Below are 18,907 nucleotides of genomic sequence, written 5' to 3'. Positions count from 1 at the left end.
TCCTAAAGAATAGAGCAAAGTAGCGCTCAGGCACAACGCCGGCAAGCGCGAAACGCGCAGCGGCAGAGAGGTATCCGGGCAGTCGCCTGCCCGGAAGGGTCGGAAGGATTAACCGGTATTGCGCATGCCCGCCGCGACGCCCGCGATGGTCACCATCAGCGCCTGCTCGACGCGCGGATCGGCCTCTTCGCCGCGCGCTTCCTGCGCGCGCGAACGCTGCAGCAGCTCCGCCTGCAGTACGTTGAGCGGATCGGTGTAGACGTTACGCAGCGCGATCGACTCGGCTATCCACGGCTGATCCGCCATCAGATGCGCGTCGTTGGCGATGGTCAGCACCGCTTTGATGTCGGCGTCAAGCTGGTCGCGCAGCTGTTTGCCCAGCGGCCACAGCGCGGTGTCCACCAGACGCTGATCGTAATATTCCGCCAGCCACAGGTCGGCTTTGGCGAATACCATCTCCAGCATGCCGAGCCGCGTCGAGAAGAACGGCCAGTCGCGGCACATCGCTTCGAGCTGATCCTGATGGCCCTCGTCCATCGCCTTTTGCAGCGCCGCACCCGCGCCGAGCCAGGCGGGCAGCATCAGACGGTTCTGCGTCCAGGCGAAAATCCAGGGAATGGCGCGCAGCGATTCGACGCCACCGGTCGGGCGACGTTTTGCCGGACGCGAGCCGAGCGGCAGCTTGCCCAGCTCCTGTTCCGGCGTGGCGGAGCGGAAGTAGGGCACGAAGTCCGGATTTTCACGCACGTAGCCGCGATACATGGCGCAGGAGTGCTGCGAGAGCTGATCCATAATGCTGTGCCACTCTTTTTTCGGTTCCGGCGGCGGCAGCAGGTTCGCTTCCAGGATCGCGCCGGTGTAGAGCGACAGGCTGGCGATGGTGACTTCCGGCAGGCCATATTTAAAGCGGATCATCTCGCCCTGTTCGGTCACGCGCAGGCCGCCCTTCAGGCTGCCCGGCGGCTGAGAGAGCAGCGCCGCGTGCGCAGGCGCGCCGCCGCGGCCGATGCTGCCGCCGCGTCCGTGGAACAGCGTCAGGGCGATGCCGGCTTTCTCGCAGGTTTTGATCAGCGCGTCCTGCGCCTGATATTGCGCCCAGCTGGCGGCCATCACGCCGGCGTCTTTCGCCGAGTCGGAGTAGCCGATCATCACCATCTGCTTGCCCTGAATAAAGCCGCGATACCAGTCGATATTCAGCAGCTGGCTCATGACGTCGTTAGCGTTGTTGAGGTCGTCGAGGGTTTCAAACAGCGGCGCCACCGGCATCGCGAAGGTGATGCCCGCCTCTTTCAGCAGCAGATGCACCGCCAGCACGTCGGACGGCGTCTTCGCCATAGAAATAACGTAGGCGGCGATAGAGCCTTGCGGCGCCTCGGCGGCGACGCGGCAGGTTTCCAGCACTTCGCGCGTTTCGTCGCTCGGCTCCCAGTGGCGCGGCAGCAGAGGACGCTTGGAGTTCAGCTCGCGCACCAGGAAGGCCTGCTTATCCGCTTCCGACCAGCTTTCATAGTCGCCGAGGCCGAGATAGCGGGTCACTTCGGCGATCGCTTCGGTATGGCGCGTGCTCTCCTGACGCAGATCGATGCGCACCAGCGGCACGCCGAAGCACTTCACGCGGCGCAGCGTATCCAGCAGCTGACCGTTGGCGATAATGCCCATGCCGCACTGCTGCAGCGACTGATAGATAGCGTAAAGCGGCGTCCAGAGCTGATCGTTGGAGACCAGCAAATCAGCCGGACGCGGCAGACGCTCGCCCTTCAGGCGGCGCTCAAGGTAAGCCTGGGTATTCAGCAGCTGGCTGCGCATGCGCTTCAGAATGACGCGGTAAGGCTCAATCGCCTCCGGGTCGCCGCACAGCTCGCGCACCTCTTCGCTGCATTCGGACATTGAGAGCTCGGAGATCAGCACGCCGACATCGCGCAGAAAGAGGTCGGCGGCTTTCCAGCGGCTGAGCTGCATGGCGTGGCGCGTCACCGTGGCGGTGACGTTCGGGTTGCCGTCGCGGTCGCCGCCCATCCAGGAGGTAAATTTCACCGGCACGAAGTCCACCGGCAGCTTCACGCCGAACGCCTCTTCCACCTGCTCGTTCAGCTCGCGCAGAAAGGCGGGCACGCCTTCCCACAGACTGTTCTCCACTACGGCAAAGCCCCATTTCGCCTCGTCGATCGGCGTCGGGCGATATTTGCGGATCTCATCGGTGTGCCACGCCTGCGCCACCAGCTGACGCAGGCGGCGCATAATCTGGTTGCGCTCGTAGTCGGAGATATCGCTGTGATCGAGCTGCTGCAGGCAGCTATTCACCTCGACCAGCTTGTGGATCAGCGTGCGGCGGGTGATCTCGGTCGGATGCGCGGTCAGCACCAGCTCCAGAGATAGCGATTCGATGGCAGCGCGAATGGCGCTTTCGCTGACGTCGGGCTGCTGTTTAAGACGGTCAAAGGTGGTTTTCAGCAGTTCGGGATGGTTCGCGCCGTCGCCGCTGCGTGAAATGGTCTGATACTGTTCGGCGACGTTGGTCAGGTTAAGAAACTGGCTAAAAGCGCGCGCTACCGGCAGCAGCTCGTCGTTCGACAGGTTTTGCAGCGTATTAAGCAGTTCCTTGCGATGAGCGTCATTTCCCGCGCGGGATGACTTTGAGAGTTTGCGGATGGTCTCCACCCGGTCGAGGATGTTCTCTCCTAGTGCATCCTTGATCGTATCCCCGAGCAGTTTGCCGAGCATACTGACATTACTTCGCATTGCGGAATATTGTTCGTTCATGTGACCCTGACACCCTTATCGTCTTTGTAAACTTCTACACCCACAGTTCGCGGCAAGGCCGAAACTGCATGAGTAATCACCCACCGGGCATAACATCGTCTTTTATCTAGCCACGTAAACCCTGCGGCGTCAATGCGCATAAGCGCCCGGTAACATGCGGCTAACTGCTGGAAATTCAAAGATTTTAACTGGAGGGGAGCGGGATAAGTTATTCTTATCAACAAATCCCGCGTATAGAACAGGAAATTTACTTTCTTAACAGTGAATTGCCCTGTTTATTGCGAATCAGTGGCAAAAGTGCTGCACAACCTGCGCGATCAGGGCGCGAGTCGGCTTAATAAATGCGGTATCGATAAATTCATCCGGCTGGTGCGCCTGGTTGATTGATCCCGGCCCCAGCACCAGCGTCGGGCACAGCTCCTGAATAAACGGCGCTTCGGTGCAGTAGTTCACTACTTCGGTCGGCGTGCCAAGCAGTTTTTCCACCACGGCGACCAGTTCGTGATTAGCGGGACATTCGTAGCCCGGGATTGGCGGATGCAGCTCGCCGACCGTAAGACGGCCTGGCCAGCGCGCGCTGACCGGCGCCAGCGACTCGTTCAGCAGCCCTTCCAGATCGCTCAGCGTCAGGCCCGGCAGCGGGCGAATATCCATGTGCAGCTCGCAGCAGGCGCAGATGCGGTTCGCCGCGTCGCCGCCGTGAATATGGCCGAAGTTCATGGTCGGATAGGGAATGGCGAAGCCGTCGTGGTGATAGCGCTCTTTCAGGGTGTTGCGCAGCTGCATCAGATGACCGATGGCGTCGTGCATCAGTTCGATAGCGTTGACGCCGCGCGCCGGATCGCTGGAGTGGCCGGACTGGCCCTGCACGCGAATCACGTGGGAGAGATGGCCTTTGTGCGCGCGCACCGGCTTCAGCGAAGTCGGCTCGCCGATAATGGCGCAGTCCGGGCGAATGCTCGCCGTTTCAGAGAAGTACTTAGCGCCCGCCATAGTGGTCTCTTCGTCGGCGGTGGCGAGAATATAGAGCGGCTTGCTGAGTTTGCTGACGTCGACGTCGCGCAGGGTGTCGAGAATAAAGGCGAAGAAACCTTTCATGTCGGCGGTGCCCAGGCCGTAGAGCTTGTTGTCATGCTCCGTCAGGGTAAAGGGATCGCGCGTCCAGCGCCCGTCATCGAACGGCACCGTGTCGGTATGACCCGCCAGCAGCAGGCCGCCGGCGCCCTCGCCGGTGCGCGCCAGCATATTGAATTTATGGCGCGTGCCCGGCACGGGCTGCACTTCGACGCTGAAGCCCAGATCGCGAAACCAGCCTGCCAGCAAATTGATTAAAGTTTCATTGCTCTGATCGAGCGCCGCATCGGTTGCGCTGATGGTCGGAGTCGCAATCAGCTGGCGGTAGAGTTCGATAAAAGGCGGTAATTTTGTCTTCACTGTTGACGGTCCTTGAGTTAGGATGTATCAATATTCATGCATTAATAGTGAATAAAAATACATTAACGCCGCTTGGCTGGGAAGCAGAAATCCTTCGCAAACGGCATCGTGGGCAGCGGGCAAGGCCGCGACCCGGAACGTGTGACTGTAAAAAGGGTTACAGCCTGATGTTGAATACGCTGATCGTTGGTGCCAGTGGTTACGCTGGCGTAGAGCTCGCCACCTTCATTCATCGCCATCCACATATGAACATAACCGCTTTGGCGGTTTCAGCGCAAAGCCCGGATGCCGGAAAGCCTCTGTCGGATCTGCATCCGCAGCTAAAAGGCGTGGTGGATCTGCCGCTGCAGCCGCTGAGCAGCGCGGCCGAGTGGGCGGACAAGGTGGACGTGGTGTTCCTGGCGACCGCGCACGAGGTCAGTCACGATCTGGCGCCGGAATTCCTGAAAGCCGGCTGCGTGGTGTTCGATCTCTCCGGCGCGTTCCGCGTCAAAGACGGCGAATTTTATCAGCGCTATTACGGCTTTACCCATCAGCACGGCGACTGGCTCGATAAAGCAGTCTACGGCCTGGCGGAGTGGAACCACGCGCAGATCAAAGAGGCGCAGCTGGTGGCGGTGCCGGGCTGCTATCCCACCGCGGCGCAGCTGGCGCTAAAGCCGCTGATCGCAGGCGATCTGCTTAACGCCGATCAGTGGCCGGTGATCAACGCCACCAGCGGCGTGAGCGGCGCTGGACGCAAAGCGAGCGTCGCCACCAGCTTCTGCGAAGTGAGCCTGCAGCCATACGGCCTGTTTAATCATCGTCATCATCCGGAGATCGTCGCGCACCTTGGCGCGCCGGTGATTTTTACGCCGCACCTCGGCAATTTCCCGCGCGGCATTCTGGCGACCATCACCTGCCGCCTGAAATCGGGCGTCAGCCACGACGACGTGGCGGCGGCGTTCCATAACGCTTACCACGACAAGCCGCTGGTGCGCGTCTATGAGCAGGGCGTGCCGGCGCTGAAGGCGGCTATCGGCCAGCCGTTCTGCGACATCGGCTTCGCGGTGCAGGACGAGCATCTGATCGTCGTCGCGGCGGAAGACAACCTGTTGAAAGGCGCCGCGTCGCAGGCGGTGCAGTGTATGAATATTCGCTTCGGCTTCCCTGAAACGCAGTCACTGATTTAACGGACAAGGACGCACATGACAACTCCATTAATCATCAAACTGGGCGGCGTGCTGCTCGACAGCGAAGAGGCGCTGGCGCGCCTGTTCGACGCGCTGCTGGCTTATCGCAGCGCCCATCAGCGTCCGCTGCTGATCGTTCACGGCGGCGGCTGCGTAGTCGACGAGCTGATGAAAAAGCTGTCGCTGCCGGTGAAGAAGAAGAACGGCCTGCGCGTCACGCCTGCCGATCAGATCGACATTATTACCGGCGCGCTGGCGGGGACCGCCAACAAAACCCTGCTCGCCTGGGCGAAAAAGCACGGCATCAAGGCGGTCGGGCTGAGCCTGGGCGACGCCGACCTGGTCAAGGTGGCGCAGTTCGATGAAGAGCTGGGACACGTTGGCCACGCCGAGCCAGGCGATCCGGCGCTGATTAACACGCTGCTGGCCGCGGGCTATATGCCGATCGTCAGCTCTATCGGCATCACCGACGACGGCGCGCTGATGAACGTTAACGCCGACCAGGCGGCGACCGCGCTGGCGGCCACGCTGGGCGCCGATCTGGTGCTGCTCTCCGACGTGAGCGGCATCCTCGACGGCAAAGGTCAGCGCATCGAAGAGATGACGGCCGCCAAAGCCGAGCAGCTGATCGCGCAAGGCATCATTACTGATGGCATGATTGTAAAAGTGCACGCGGCGCTCGACGCGGCGCGCACGCTGGGCCGCCCGGTGGATATCGCCAGCTGGCGCCACGCGGAGCAACTGCCCGACCTGTTTAACGGCGTGTCGATCGGCACCCGGATCCTCGCTTAACGACTTAGATTTAGGATGACGACATGAGCACGCAAAATATCAAAAAAATCGTACTGGCCTATTCCGGCGGCCTGGATACCTCCGCCATTATTCCGTGGCTGAAAGAGAACTACGGCGGCTGCGAAGTCGTGGCGTTCGTGGCCGATATCGGCCAGGAGCGTAGCGATCTGGAAGGCGTGGAGAAGAAAGCGCTGCAGTCCGGCGCTTCCGAGTGCCATGTGGTCGATTTGCGTGAAGAGTTTATCAGCGACTACGTTTACCCGGTTCTGCAGACCGGCGCGCTGTATGAGGGCACCTATCTGCTGGGTACCTCAATGGCGCGTCCGATTATCGCTAAGGCGCAGGTCGAGCTGGCGCTGAAAGTCGGCGCGGATGCGCTGTGCCACGGCGCGACCGGCAAGGGCAACGATCAGGTGCGTTTCGAAACCACCTACACCGCGCTGGCGCCGCAGCTGAAAGTGGTGGCGCCGTGGCGCGAATGGAACCTGCGTTCGCGCGAAGCGCTGCTGGACTATCTGAAAGAGCGCAATATCCCGACCACCGCGTCGCTGGAAAAAATCTACAGCCGCGACGAGAACGCCTGGCACATCTCGACCGAAGGCGGCGTGCTGGAAAGTCCGGCTAACGCGCCGAATAAAGATTGCTGGGTGTGGACCGTGGATCCGCTGGAAGCGCCGGATCAGCCGGAAAACGTCACCGTCACCGTGGAAAAAGGCCGCGTTGTCGCCGTCAACGGCGAAAGACTGAGCCCGTTCCAGTGCCTGGAAGCGCTTAACGCCATCGGCGCGAAGCACGGTGTAGGTCGTATCGACATCGTGGAAAACCGTCTGGTCGGCATCAAGTCGCGCGGCTGCTATGAAACGCCTGGCGGCACCATTATGGTGAATGCGCTGCGTGCGGTTGAGCAACTGGTGCTGGATCGCGACAGCTTCAAATGGCGCGAGCAGCTGGGTCATGAGATGTCTTACGTGGTTTACGACGGACGCTGGTTCGCGCCGCTGCGTAAGTCAATTCAGGCCGCCGCCGAGTCGCTGGCCGAAGAGGTAAACGGCGAAGTGGTGCTGCAGCTCTATAAAGGCCAGGCGACGGCGATTGAGAAGCGCTCCTCCAACAGCCTCTACTCGGAAGAGTTCGCCACCTTCGGCGAAGACGAGGTTTACGATCACCGTCATGCAGGCGGCTTTATCCGTCTGTTCTCGCTCTCTTCGCGCATTCGTGCCCTGAACGAGCAGAAGAAGTAATAACCGGCGAGGCGCAGGCCTCGCCCAGGCAGATTTCGCAGAGGCGGCTTCGGGCCGCCTCTGGTTTAAGGATTGAAGGAGTTTCACATGGCACTTTGGGGCGGACGTTTTACCCAGGCAGCAGACCAACGTTTCAAACAGTTCAACGATTCGCTGCGCTTCGACTATCGTCTGGCGGAGCAGGATATTGTCGGCTCCATCGCCTGGTCCAAAGCGCTGGTGACGGTCAACGTACTGAGCGCCGACGAGCAGCAGCAGCTGGAGCAGGCGCTGAATGCGCTGCTGGCCGAGGTGCAGGCGGATCCGGAACAGATTCTGCAAAGCGATGCTGAAGATATCCACAGCTGGGTTGAAGGCCAGCTGATCGAGAAAGTCGGCGCGCTGGGCAAAAAACTGCATACCGGCCGCAGCCGCAACGATCAGGTCGCGACCGATCTTAAACTCTGGTGCAAAGCGCAGGTGGAGGCGCTGTTGGGCGCGACGCGCGAACTGCAGCAGGCGCTGACGGCGACCGCCGAAGCGAATCAGGATGCAGTGATGCCGGGCTATACCCATCTGCAGCGCGCGCAGCCGGTGACCTTCGCGCACTGGTGTCTGGCCTATGTGGAAATGCTGGCGCGCGATGAAAGCCGTCTGCAGGATACGCTGAAGCGTCTCGACGTCAGCCCGCTCGGGTGCGGCGCGCTGGCGGGCACCGCCTACGCCATCGATCGCGACCAGCTGGCCGGCTGGCTGGGCTTCGCCTCCGCCACGCGCAACAGCCTCGATACTGTATCCGATCGCGACCATGTGCTGGAGCTGCTGGCTGACGCCTCTATCGGCATGGTGCACCTGTCGCGCTTCGCCGAAGACTTAATCTTTTTCAATACCGGCGAAGCGGGCTTCGTTGAGCTGTCCGACAAGGTGACGTCCGGCTCGTCGCTGATGCCGCAAAAGAAAAACCCGGACGCGCTGGAGCTGATCCGCGGCAAGTGCGGCCGCGTACAGGGCGCGCTGACCGGCATGATGATGACGCTGAAAGGGCTGCCGCTCGCCTACAACAAAGATATGCAGGAAGACAAAGAGGGACTGTTCGACGCGCTCGATACCTGGCTCGACTGTCTGCATATGTCGGCGCTGGTGCTGGACGGCATTCAGGTAAAACGCCCGCGCTGCCAGGAAGCGGCGGAGCAGGGCTACGCCAACTCCACCGAGCTGGCAGATTATCTGGTGGCGAAGGGCGTGCCGTTCCGTGAAGCGCACCATATCGTCGGCGAAGCGGTGGTGGAAGCGATCGGGCAGGGCGTAGCGCTGGAAGCGCTGTCGCTGGCGCAGCTAAAGCAGTTCAGCGCGGCAATTGAAGAGGACGTTTACGCCATTCTGGCGCTGCAGTCCTGTCTGGAAAAACGTAATGCCAAAGGCGGCGTCGCGCCGCAGCAGGTAGCGTTTGCCATCGCCGAAGCGAAAAAGCGTCTCGGCTGAATCTATAATTTAATTATGACTGGCAAAGCAAAGCCTTTGCCAGCTCCTCACAGCAGACAATAAACCCTTTTATTTTTCTCCAAAACTCTTAGCTTCTCTCTTATCCCATTTAAGACCTATTTTATTCCATATTTGCAATCAACTTTAATTGGTTGTTATTTGTTCTTATGGATATTTTTTATTTATTTGAGGTTATAGAGAAATAACTTTTTGCTATATGAGTATGGCGTTTTTACTATTCACCTTAAAGACAAATGGATTTAGTTTATCATCGCACCGGACAGGTGCTTATTTTGAATAACCTTAATGTGAGCCAGGAGGGCTTATGCGCGAGTTAACAATGGGTGAAACCTTAAATGTCTCAGGAGCTGCTGTAACACCTAATGATGTTGCGCTTTTCATCGGCGACCATTTAGCTAGCTCCGTTATTGGCGGAGTTGCTGCTGCCGTCGCAGGCGGCGCGATTGGCTATTTACACGGCGGCGATGCAATGGGAATGTTAGGTTTGGGTGTAATTGGACAGCTGGTAGGCGCCGTTGGCGGTGCGATAATTGGCGGAGTAGGCGGCGTAATCGGCGGTGCGCTGGTATCGCTATCCTATAGCCTTCCTCTTGTCGAGCAATTAGCACAGACAATTATTTCAGGCGGCATTCAGTAATTTCCGAATATTTATTAAATAGCAACTATTGTTTTCTAAAAACTGCTAAACAGGCAATATATTATGCGTATATTAAATAGTACTGAATTGAATTCTGTGTCCGGAGCTTATGGCGATAATCTGCTGGCGAATGTTGCCGAAGGTATTGCATGTTCAATTGGCGGAGCTGTACTGGGCTCCTGGACATTAGCTATTTTAGGCGGCCGTGGCGCCAGTTCGGCGGATGTTATTGGTATTGGCGGCGGAATTACCGCTTTGGTCGGCATGATTGGCGGCGCGATTAGCGGAGCTGTAGCCGGCGCTATTTATGGTCCTTACGTTGGCTGGGACGACGGACTTGTTATGGCGCAGGATTTACTTGGTGATTTGATGAAGGGCCTGCCTGGAGCATAATTTCAGTCGTTTAGGCCTGATCGCCAGGCAAAAAAAAGCGGGCAATAATTGCCCGCTAACCTCTAGCTTCGGAATTTCATTTTTATTTTAGGCACATCATCAGAGGGCCAGCGCTCCGGCTGACACAGTGATTCTTTTAGGCTGACAGCAGGTACTGCTCCAGATCGTCGCTGCCGCCGATATGACGACCGCCGATAAAGACCTGCGGCACCGTGGCGCGGCCTGATACGGCGCGCAGGCTGACGGTGGTGGCATCCTGACCCAGCACAATCTCTTCAAACTGCATATTGTTGTCGATCAGCATCTGTTTCGCTTTGGTGCAGAACGGGCAGCCAGGTTTGGTAAATAGCGAGACGGATTCCTGTACTTTAAATTCAGGCGCCAGATAGCGCAGCAGGGTATCGGCGTCGGAAACCTCAAAGGGATCGCCCGGCTTGTTCGGCTCAACGAACATCTTTTCGATCACGCCGTTGCGCACCAGCATCGAATAACGCCACGAGCGCGCGCCGAAACCGACGTCCGCTTTCTCGACCAACATCTCCATCCCACGCGTGAACTCGCCGTTGCCGTCGGGAATAAAGGTGATGTTTTCCGCGCGCTGCTCCGCTTTCCAGGCGTTCATCACAAAGGTGTCGTTGACCGACACGCAAAGAATGCTGTCAACGCCATGCTGCGCGAACACGCTGTAAAGCTCGTTGTAGCGCGGCAGATGGCTTGATGAACAGGTAGGCGTAAAGGCGCCCGGCAGCGAAAAGACGATAACCGTCTTGTCTTTGAACAGCTCATCTGTGGTGACATCTACCCAGCGATCGCCCTGGCGGGTGTGAAATACGACCTGCGGAACCGGCTTACCTTCCTGAGTTGCAAACATATTTTCTCCTTGAGAGCAAATCGCCTGAATTTGATGCGTGCATTATTCTGATCATTGCTTGATAGGGCTAATCGTTCATTGCTATCCTATCTATCGCCACGGGCTATCGTGGTCTGGAGGATAACAATGAACATTCGCGATCTTGAATACCTGGTTTCGCTTGCCGAGCATCGCCACTTCCGCCGGGCGGCGGACGCGTGCCACGTCAGCCAGCCGACGCTTAGCGGACAGATCCGCAAGCTGGAGGATGAGCTGGGCGTGATGCTGCTGGAGCGAACCAGCCGTAAAGTGTTGTTCACCCAGGCGGGCATGCTGCTGGTCGATCAGGCGCGCACCGTGCTGCGGGAAGTTAAAGTATTAAAGGAGATGGCGAGCCAGCAGGGCGAAGCTATGTCCGGCCCGCTGCATATCGGGCTGATCCCCACCACCGGCCCCTACCTGCTGCCGCAAATTATTCCTATGCTGCATCGCACTTTTCCCAAGCTTGAGATGTATCTGCACGAGGCGCAGACGCAGCAGCTGCTGGCGCAGCTCGACAGCGGCAAACTCGACTGCGCGATTCTGGCGCTGGTGAAAGAGAGCGAAGCCTTTATTGAGGTGCCGCTGTTTGACGAGCCGATGAAGCTGGCGGTCTATCAGGATCACCCGTGGCGCGACCGCGATCGCGTGCCGATGTCCGATCTGGCGGGCGAAAAGCTGCTGATGCTGGAAGACGGCCACTGTCTGCGCGATCAGGCGATGGGTTTCTGCTTTGAAGCGGGCGCTGACGAAGATACGCATTTCCGCGCCACCAGCCTGGAGACGCTGCGCAATATGGTTGCGGCCGGAAGCGGCATCACGCTGCTGCCTGCGCTGGCGGTGCCGCAGGAGCGCGTGCGCGACGGCGTCTGCTATCTGCCGTGCTATAAGCCTGTGCCGCAGCGCACTATTGCGCTGGTCTATCGTCCCGGTTCGCCTCTGCGCAGCCGCTATGAGCAGCTGGCAGAAGCGATTCGCACGCACATGCAGGGCTATCTCAACACCACGTTAAAACAGGCGGTTTAAGCCGTTCAGCGCGGCCACGCGATAGGCTTCGGCCATGGTGGGGTAGTTAAAGGTGGTATTGACGAAGTACTCGATGGTATTGCCGCCGTTTTTCTGCTCCATAATCGCCTGGCCGATATGAATGATTTCCGCCGCGCGTTCGCCAAAGCAGTGAATGCCCAGGATCTCTTTGGTTTCGCGGTGGAACAGAATCTTCAGGCTGCCCACGTTCATGCCGACAATCTGCGCGCGCGCCAGATGCTTAAACTGCGCGCGGCCCACCTCATAAGGCACCTTCATCGCCGTCAGCTGCTGTTCGGTTTTGCCCACCGAGCTGATTTCCGGAATGGTATAGATACCGGTCGGGATATCTTCCACCAGGTGCGCGCTGGCTTCCCCTTTGATAATCGCCTGCGCGGCGATGCGGCCCTGGTCATAGGCGGCTGACGCCAGGCTCGGATAACCGATAACGTCGCCTACCGCATAGATGTGCGGCTGCGCGGTCTGATACATGCTGTTTACCTTCAGCAAGCCGCGTCCGTCCGCCTCCAGCCCGACATTTTCCAGCGCCAGCGAATCGGTGTTGCCGGTTCGGCCGTTGGCATAGAGCAGGCAGTCGGCTTTCACCTTTTTGCCCGACTTCAGGTGCATAATCACGCCGTCTTCAACGCCTTCGATCTTCTCGAACTCCTCGTTGTGGCGGATAACGACGCCGCTGTTCCAGAAGTGATAGGAGAGCGAATCGGACATCTCCTGATCGAGAAACGCCAGCAAACGGTCGCGGGTGTTGATCAGATCGACCTTGACGTTCAGGCCGCGGAAAATCGACGCATACTCGCAGCCGATGACGCCCGCGCCATAGATAATGACGTGGCCTGGCTCGTGGTGCAGGTTAAGAATAGAGTCGGAGTCGTAAATGCGCGGGTGGGTAAAATCGACATCTGCCGGATGGTAAGGACGGGAACCGCAGGCGATAACGAATTTTTCCGCCGTCAGGCGCTCGCGCGTGCCGTCGTAATGCTCGACTTCAATGGTATTGGCATCGATAAAGTGCGCGTTGCCCTGAAACAGTTCGCAGCGGTTGCGCTCGTAAAAGCCCTGACGCATCGCGGTCTGCTGGCTGATGACGTTCTCCGTGTGGTTCAGGATATCGGCGAACGAGGAGCGCAGCAGGCGAGTGTGATCGCTGTAAAGCGGGTTTTGGTTGAATTCAATAATGCGACTGACTGCATGGCGAAGCGCTTTGGAGGGAATGGTGCCCCAGTGGGTACAACCGCCGCCGATGTTATGGTAGCGTTCGATCACTGCGATGCGCGCTCCCTGCTTCACCAGGCCCATGGCTGCACCTTCACCTCCAGGACCGGAGCCAATCACGATGGCATCGTAATCGTAAGACTTTTGCATACCAGTACGTCCTATTTTCTATACATTTTTACAACGAGATTCTAACATCTCGCCGCGCACATCTGAATTCTAACAGTGAAATTCCCCACGGTTTGACAAAGCGTGAGGTTCACAGGCAGTCACAAACTTTGACCTGTGTACGCTGAAAAGTTTGTTATAGTGCCCTCTTAACTCGTCACAAGGCAGAGAGAATGGGCGTCAGAGCGCAACAAAAAGAACGTACAAGACGTACGCTGATAGAGGCGGCATTTAGCCAGCTCAGCGCCGAGCGCAGCTTCGCCAGTTTGAGTTTGCGCGAGGTCGCCAGGGAGGCCGGTATCGCGCCCACCTCTTTTTATCGTCATTTTAAAGATGTTGATGAGCTGGGTCTGACCATGGTCGACGAGAGCGGCCTGATGCTGCGTCAGCTGATGCGTCAGGCGCGTCAGCGCATCGCCAAAGGCGGCAGCATCATCAAAACGTCGGTCTCTACCTTTATGGAGTTCATCGGCAATAATCCCAACGCGTTTCGACTGTTGCTGCGCGAACGCTCCGGCACCTCCGCCGCGTTTCGCGCCGCCGTGGCGCGTGAAATCCAGCATTTTATCGCCGAGCTGGCGGACTACCTTGAAGTCGAAAACCGCATGCCGCGCAGCTTTACCGAAGCGCAGGCGGAAGCGATGGTGACAATTGTCTTTAGCGCAGGCGCGGAAGCGCTGGATGTGGATATCGAACAGCGTCGCAAGCTTGAAGATCGCCTGGTGCTGCAGCTGCGCATGATCGCCAAAGGCGCCTATTACTGGTATCGCCGCGAGCAGGAACGTCTGGCGGTCACCCTGGAAAAACCCGAAGAGTAAATGATAAGGATAATGCCATGACACAACCGACTTCCCGCGATAGAGGCACGCTGCTGCTGGCTTTTATTACCGGTTTAGCGATTAACGGCTCATTTTCCGTGCTGTTCAGCGCCTTTGTACCTTTTTCTATCTTCCCGATTATCGCGCTGGGGCTTGCGGTCTGGAGCCTGCATCAGCGCTATCTGAACCGCAATATGCCGGATGGCATGCCGGGTCTGGCGGCGGCGTTTTTTCTGCTGGGCATTCTGGTGTATAGCGCGCTGGTGCGCGCCGAATATCCGGATATCGGCTCCAACTTTATTCCGACGCTGCTGATGGTGGCGCTGGTGTTCTGGATCGGCGTAAAGATAAAGCGTCGTAAGAACAACGACTGATAAACAAAAACGGGAACCTGAGGTTCCCGTTTTTGTTTCTGGCGCGGGACGCTTTGCTCTTCCGTCCACGCCATCTGCGTTTTTCGTTATTCTGCGGCCTGCTTACGCGTCAGCCACACGCCGCACTCCATATGGTGCGTATAGGGGAACTGATCGAACAGCGCCAGACGTGAAACCTGATGCGTCTGCGCCAGCGTTTGCAGATTGTTGCACAGCGTCTCGGGGTTGCAGGAGATGTAAAGGATGCGCGGATAGGCCTGCACCATCTTCACCGTTTCGTCATCCAGCCCGCTGCGCGGTGGATCGACAAAAATGGTTTCGCACTCATAGCTCTTCAGGTCGATGCCCTGTAAGCGGTTGAAGCTGCGCACGCCGTTCATCGCCTGGGTAAACTCTTCCGCCGCCATACGAATAATCTGCACGTTATCGATCTGGTTGGCGTCGATATTGAACTGCGCCGCCGCCACCGACGGTTTGGCGATTTCGGTCGCCAGCACGCGGCGGAAATTGCGCGCCAGCGCCAGCGAAAAGTTGCCGTTGCCGCAGTAAAGCTCCAGCAAGTCGCCGCGCGATCCGCTGGTGACGTCCAGCGCCCACTCCAGCATCTGAATGTTCATCGCCGCGTTGGGCTGCGTGAAGCTGTTCTCTACCTGACGGTAGATCATCTCGCGGCCCGCCACCGGCAGACGCTCGTCGATAAAATCGCGATCGAGGCAAATCTTGGTTTTCGTGGCGCGGCCAATCAGCTGTGCCTTATACCCCTTCGCACGCAGCGCGTCGCGCAGGGCGCTCGCCGCTTCCACCCAGTCCGCTTCCAGCTTGCGGTGGTAGAGCAGCGAGATAACGATCTCGTTGCTCATCGTCGAGAGATAGTCGATCTGAAACAGCTTATGGCGCAGCACGCGGTTATCGCGGATCGCCGCGATCATTTCCGGCATCACCGCATTGATCAGTTCGCTGGCGGCGGGAAAGCGATCGACGCGAATACGCTCGCGCGTCGCCTGATCGAAGATGATGTGGTAGAGATCGTCGCCATCGTGCCAGAGACGAAACTCCGCGCGCATCCGGTAGTGGCTGACCGGCGAGCGAAACACCTCCGTTTCAGGCGCGGCGAACGGCGTCATCATCGTTTGTAAACGGCTGACTTTCTCGGCCAGTTGCGCGTCGTACTGTTCAGTCGGGAGATGTTCGGGTGTCATGTTCGATCCTGGTTAATAGCAAACTTGCCGGGCGATTGTAGGCATTCACCTGGCATTGTCCAGTCCTGCGCGCGCTGGGCGGTATGGCAGTCTGGACTTCCATTATCACTCCTGTAGACTGCCTGCGCCGGCCTCAGCCTGAGTTAATAGGGAATCCAGTGCGAATCTGGAGCTGACGCGCAGCGGTAAGGAATGTCGTGGCGATCGCCTTGCAGACACTGTCCAGCTGGATGGGAAGTCTTCGCCACTTATGGTTCCCAGCCCGAAGACCTGCCGGCGTGACGTCGCAACTCGTACGGTCATCGCGTGCTATCGATCGTATACCTGCGGCATCCTGTTTCGTCTTTTGGATGCTCATAACAATGAAAAAATACTCCGCTTCGCTGTTTGCGTTTAGCGCAACGGCGCTTGCTCTCTGGGCGCAACCTGGTTTCGCTCAGGGTAATGATGATACGCAAGTTGTTACCGCCAACCGTTTCGCCCAGCCGGCCTCCTCGGTGCTGGCGCCCACTACGGTAGTGACGCGCGCCGAGATCGACCGCTGGCAGGCGAAGAGCCTGACCGATGTGATGCGTCGTCTGCCCGGCGTCGACGTGGCGCAGAACGGCGGCCTGGGGCAAAGCAGCTCGCTGTTTATTCGCGGCACCAATTCCAGCCACGTGCTGATCCTGATCGACGGTATTCGCCTTAACCAGGCGGGTATCTCTGGATCGTCCGACCTCAGCCAGATCCCGCTTTCGCTGGTGCAGCGTATCGAATATATCCGCGGCGCGCGCTCGGCGGTTTATGGGTCGGACGCTATCGGCGGCGTGGTGAATATTATTACCGGCCGTGCGCAGCCCGGCACCACGCTCACCGCAGGCGTCGGCTCTAAAGGCTATCAGTCTTACGACGGTTCTACGCAGCAGATGCTGGGCGACGCCACAAAAGTGACGCTGGCCGGCAACTACACCTATACCCGCGGCTTCGACGTCGGCGCGGGCTATCCTAACGACTATGGTCCGGCGCAGGGCGACAGAGACGGGTTTATGAGTAAGACCCTCTATGGCAACCTCGAGCACCAGTTCAGCGATGAGCTGAGCGGATTTGTGCGCGGCTACGGTTTCGACAACCGCACCGCCTATGATGGCTCCTGGACCTACGACAAGGATTTTAACGTTATCGGCCTGGCGGGTACGCGTCAGCTCTATAGCCAGACCTGGGATACCGGCCTGCGCTTCAACCGCGACATCTATTCGACGCAGCTGATCGCCAGCTACAGCCGCACCAAAGATATCAACTACGATCCGCGCAACGGGCGCTATGGCGCCGCATCCACTTTTGATGACGTCGCCCAGTACAATCTACAGTGGGGCAACACCGTGCAGGTCGGCCAGGGCGCGATTAGTGGCGGCATCGACTGGCAGAAAGAGACCACCGAACCGGGCACCAACTACCTGGCGGACGGTTATGAGCAGCGCAACACCGGCCTCTATCTCACCGGGCAGCAGCAGTTCGGCAGCGTGACGCTGGAAGGGGCGCTGCGCGGCGACGACAATAACCAGTTCGGCTGGCACAACACCTGGCAAAGCGCCGCGTCCTGGGAGTTTATTTCAGGCTATCGCGCCTTCGCCTCGTACGGCACCGCCTTTAAGGCGCCGAACCTGTCGCAGATTTATAGTCCGGGCTATGGCAATCCCGACCTCGATCCCGAAAAGAGCAAGCAGTGGGAAGGGGGCTTTGAAGGGCTGACCGGACCGGTTAACTGGCGGGTATCCGGTTATCGCAACGACATTAATAACCTGATTGACAGCGATCCGACCACCTATCGCTACTACAACATCAGCAAAGCACGTATTAAAGGCGTTGAGGCGACCGCTTCATTTGATACCGGTCCGCTGGGTCATCAGATCTCCTATGACTACGTTGACGCGCGCGACGGCGAAACGAATCAACAGCTGGTGCGGCGCGCTAAGCAGCAGGTGAAGTATCAGCTCGACTGGACGATTTATAACCTTGACTGGTCAGTGACGTATCACTATCTCGGCGATCGCTTCGATAACGACTACAACAGCTATCCTACCCGTCGCGTGAAACTGGGCGGCGTCAGTTTGTGGGATCTCGCAGCGTCGTATCCGGTCACATCTCAGCTGACGGTTCGTGGTAGAATTGCCAACCTGTTTGATAAAGACTACGAGACAGCGTATGGCTATCGAACTCCAGGAACGGAGTATTACCTCAGCGCCAGCTACAGCTTCTGATCTGCGCCCCACCGTGCTGGTGTTTGACTCCGGCGTGGGTGGGCTCTCTGTCTATGATGAGGTCCGGCAGCTCCTGCCGGATCTGCACTATCTTTATGCGTTCGACAACGCCGGTTTTCCCTATGGGGAGAAGAGCGAAGAGTATATTGTCGAGCGCGTCCTCGATATCGTCGGCGCCATTGCCAGCCGCCATCCGCTTTCGCTTTGCATCATCGCCTGTAATACCGCCAGCACGGTCTCCTTGCCGGCGCTGCGCGCACGCTTCGGCTTCCCCGTCGTGGGCGTCGTGCCGGCGATTAAGCCCGCGGCGCGCCTGACGCGCAACGGCGTGGTGGGGCTGCTGGCGACGCGCGCGACGGTACGTCGTCCTTATACGCACGATCTGGTGGCGCAGTTTGCCACCTCATGCCGGATTGCCATGCTGGGCTCGGCGGAGCTGGTGGAGCTAGCCGAGCAGAAGCTGCATGGTCAGACTATCGCGCTGGAAGATGTGAGACGTACCGTCCAGCCCTGGCTACGGATGACCGAGCCGCCGGACACAGTGGTGCTGGGCTGCACGCACTTTCCTTTACTGCGCGAAGAGCTGCAGCAGGTCTTGCCCGAAGGCACGCGATTAATTGATTCGGGCGCGGCGATAGCGCGTCGCACCGCCTGGCTGCTGGAGCATGAATCGCCTGGCGCGTGCTCTTCTCAGGCTAACTGCGCATTTTGCACCGATCTCAACGGTGAAGCGCTGCAATTGTCGCCGGTTTTACAGCGTTATGGCTTCCCATCGCTGGAAAAAGTGGCAGTTTAGGGTGGTTTTGCTGAAAAAATCGGCACTCGGAAATTAATTTGAAATTAGCGCTTGTCAGCCCGGAAGAACTCCCTATAATGCGCCTCCACTGACACGGCACAACGGCTTACGGAATGCGGTGTTAAGTAAGATTCGACAAGGTTCGAATCGTCAGGAAAGCAAAAATAAATGCTTGACTGATAAAGCGGAAAGCGTAATATACGCAGCCCGCGCCGCTGAATAATCGCGGCATGCTCTTTAACAATTTATCAGA

The 18,907-nt window shown here is 58.4% G+C and carries 16 protein-coding genes and 1 riboswitch; of the genes, 11 read left to right on the top strand and 5 right to left on the bottom strand.

Annotated features, from left to right (window positions below; genetic code table 11):
- Positions 1-108 precede the first annotated feature (108 nt).
- Both ppc and argE read right to left on the bottom strand, forming a co-directional pair.
- Positions 109-2,760, bottom strand: coding sequence for a phosphoenolpyruvate carboxylase (ppc, locus tag B3229_RS09200; protein ID WP_286870422.1), 2,652 nt, complete (start codon positions 2,758-2,760; stop codon positions 109-111).
- A 285-nt stretch (positions 2,761-3,045) separates the two neighbouring features.
- Positions 3,046-4,194 (bottom strand): acetylornithine deacetylase, encoded by a 1,149-nt coding sequence (argE, locus tag B3229_RS09195; protein ID WP_033755562.1) that lies wholly within the window; start codon positions 4,192-4,194, stop codon positions 3,046-3,048.
- A gap of 167 nt (positions 4,195-4,361) precedes the next feature.
- Here argE and argC point away from each other — a divergent pair, with 167 nt between their 5' ends.
- From argC to B3229_RS09165, 6 genes are all read left to right on the top strand, one after another.
- Positions 4,362-5,366 (top strand): N-acetyl-gamma-glutamyl-phosphate reductase, encoded by a 1,005-nt coding sequence (gene argC, locus B3229_RS09190; protein WP_286870421.1) that lies wholly within the window; start codon positions 4,362-4,364, stop codon positions 5,364-5,366.
- Between the two features lie 15 nt (positions 5,367-5,381).
- On the top strand, positions 5,382-6,158 hold the full coding sequence (argB, locus tag B3229_RS09185; protein WP_286870420.1) for an acetylglutamate kinase: 777 nt from the start codon (positions 5,382-5,384) through the stop codon (positions 6,156-6,158).
- Positions 6,159-6,181: 23 nt separating this feature from the next.
- Positions 6,182-7,399 (top strand): argininosuccinate synthase, encoded by a 1,218-nt coding sequence (locus tag B3229_RS09180; RefSeq protein WP_048784873.1) that lies wholly within the window; start codon positions 6,182-6,184, stop codon positions 7,397-7,399.
- An 87-nt stretch (positions 7,400-7,486) separates the two neighbouring features.
- Complete coding sequence (gene argH / locus B3229_RS09175) at positions 7,487-8,860, top strand: argininosuccinate lyase (protein WP_286870419.1); 1,374 nt, start codon at positions 7,487-7,489, stop codon at positions 8,858-8,860.
- Positions 8,861-9,185: 325 nt separating this feature from the next.
- On the top strand, positions 9,186-9,518 hold the full coding sequence (locus tag B3229_RS09170; RefSeq protein ID WP_286870418.1) for a hypothetical protein: 333 nt from the start codon (positions 9,186-9,188) through the stop codon (positions 9,516-9,518).
- Between the two features lie 63 nt (positions 9,519-9,581).
- Entirely contained in the window at positions 9,582-9,911 is a 330-nt protein-coding gene (locus B3229_RS09165) for a hypothetical protein (protein WP_286870417.1), read from the top strand.
- A 136-nt stretch (positions 9,912-10,047) separates the two neighbouring features.
- Here the strand turns inward: B3229_RS09165 and B3229_RS09160 are convergent, their stop codons facing one another.
- Positions 10,048-10,782: a glutathione peroxidase gene (locus B3229_RS09160; RefSeq protein WP_286870416.1), complete on the bottom strand. Its 735-nt coding sequence runs from the start codon at positions 10,780-10,782 to the stop codon at positions 10,048-10,050.
- 126 nt (positions 10,783-10,908) lie between these two features.
- Here B3229_RS09160 and oxyR point away from each other — a divergent pair, with 126 nt between their 5' ends.
- Entirely contained in the window at positions 10,909-11,826 is a 918-nt protein-coding gene (gene oxyR / locus B3229_RS09155) for a DNA-binding transcriptional regulator OxyR (RefSeq protein ID WP_033755571.1), read from the top strand.
- Here oxyR and sthA read toward each other — a convergent pair.
- Positions 11,809-13,209, bottom strand: coding sequence for a Si-specific NAD(P)(+) transhydrogenase (gene sthA / locus B3229_RS09150; RefSeq protein WP_033755573.1), 1,401 nt, complete (start codon positions 13,207-13,209; stop codon positions 11,809-11,811). The genes oxyR and sthA overlap by 18 nt on opposite strands.
- 191 nt (positions 13,210-13,400) lie before the next feature.
- Between sthA and fabR the strand changes: the two genes are divergently transcribed.
- On the top strand, positions 13,401-14,045 hold the full coding sequence (fabR, locus tag B3229_RS09145) for an HTH-type transcriptional repressor FabR (RefSeq protein WP_033755575.1): 645 nt from the start codon (positions 13,401-13,403) through the stop codon (positions 14,043-14,045).
- Positions 14,046-14,062: 17 nt separating this feature from the next.
- Positions 14,063-14,419 (top strand): YijD family membrane protein, encoded by a 357-nt coding sequence (locus tag B3229_RS09140; protein WP_048784868.1) that lies wholly within the window; start codon positions 14,063-14,065, stop codon positions 14,417-14,419.
- An 86-nt stretch (positions 14,420-14,505) separates the two neighbouring features.
- Here B3229_RS09140 and trmA read toward each other — a convergent pair whose 3' ends face one another.
- Positions 14,506-15,618: a tRNA (uridine(54)-C5)-methyltransferase TrmA gene (gene trmA, locus B3229_RS09135; RefSeq protein ID WP_048784867.1), complete on the bottom strand. Its 1,113-nt coding sequence runs from the start codon at positions 15,616-15,618 to the stop codon at positions 14,506-14,508.
- A 112-nt stretch (positions 15,619-15,730) separates the two neighbouring features.
- Positions 15,731-15,910: riboswitch (cobalamin riboswitch) on the top strand.
- Positions 15,911-15,980: 70 nt separating this feature from the next.
- Here trmA and btuB point away from each other — a divergent pair.
- Entirely contained in the window at positions 15,981-17,858 is a 1,878-nt protein-coding gene (gene btuB / locus B3229_RS09130; protein WP_286870415.1) for a TonB-dependent vitamin B12 receptor BtuB, read from the top strand.
- A complete protein-coding gene (gene murI, locus B3229_RS09125) occupies positions 17,803-18,654 on the top strand; it encodes a glutamate racemase (RefSeq protein ID WP_286870414.1) in 852 nt (283 codons plus the stop codon). Before btuB ends, murI begins: the two co-directional genes overlap by 56 nt.
- Positions 18,655-18,907: the final 253 nt, after the last annotated feature.

Source organism: Pantoea sp. UBA5035, assembly GCF_002415245.1.
Taxonomy (GTDB): domain Bacteria; phylum Pseudomonadota; class Gammaproteobacteria; order Enterobacterales; family Enterobacteriaceae; genus Pantoea; species Pantoea septica.
Note: the sequence above shows the minus strand (reverse complement) of the source record. Positions and strands in the feature narration are given on the sequence as shown.

Bases quoted from the DNA above. Each gene is read 5' to 3' on its own strand.
- argH (WP_286870419.1), top strand. From the start codon at position 7,487: ATGGCACTTTGGGGCGGACGTTTTACCCAGGCAGCAGACCAACGTTTC.
- B3229_RS09160 (WP_286870416.1), bottom strand. From the start codon at position 10,782: ATGTTTGCAACTCAGGAAGGTAAGCCGGTTCCGCAGGTCGTATTTCAC.
- argB (WP_286870420.1), top strand. From the start codon at position 5,382: ATGACAACTCCATTAATCATCAAACTGGGCGGCGTGCTGCTCGACAGC.
- fabR (WP_033755575.1), top strand. From the start codon at position 13,401: ATGGGCGTCAGAGCGCAACAAAAAGAACGTACAAGACGTACGCTGATA.
- B3229_RS09180 (WP_048784873.1), top strand. From the start codon at position 6,182: ATGAGCACGCAAAATATCAAAAAAATCGTACTGGCCTATTCCGGCGGC.
- B3229_RS09170 (WP_286870418.1), top strand. From the start codon at position 9,186: ATGCGCGAGTTAACAATGGGTGAAACCTTAAATGTCTCAGGAGCTGCT.
- murI (WP_286870414.1), top strand. From the start codon at position 17,803: ATGGCTATCGAACTCCAGGAACGGAGTATTACCTCAGCGCCAGCTACA.
- trmA (WP_048784867.1), bottom strand. From the start codon at position 15,618: ATGACACCCGAACATCTCCCGACTGAACAGTACGACGCGCAACTGGCC.
- ppc (WP_286870422.1), bottom strand. From the start codon at position 2,760: ATGAACGAACAATATTCCGCAATGCGAAGTAATGTCAGTATGCTCGGC.
- argC (WP_286870421.1), top strand. From the start codon at position 4,362: ATGTTGAATACGCTGATCGTTGGTGCCAGTGGTTACGCTGGCGTAGAG.
- btuB (WP_286870415.1), top strand. From the start codon at position 15,981: ATGAAAAAATACTCCGCTTCGCTGTTTGCGTTTAGCGCAACGGCGCTT.
- sthA (WP_033755573.1), bottom strand. From the start codon at position 13,209: ATGCAAAAGTCTTACGATTACGATGCCATCGTGATTGGCTCCGGTCCT.
- oxyR (WP_033755571.1), top strand. From the start codon at position 10,909: ATGAACATTCGCGATCTTGAATACCTGGTTTCGCTTGCCGAGCATCGC.
- B3229_RS09165 (WP_286870417.1), top strand. From the start codon at position 9,582: ATGCGTATATTAAATAGTACTGAATTGAATTCTGTGTCCGGAGCTTAT.
- B3229_RS09140 (WP_048784868.1), top strand. From the start codon at position 14,063: ATGACACAACCGACTTCCCGCGATAGAGGCACGCTGCTGCTGGCTTTT.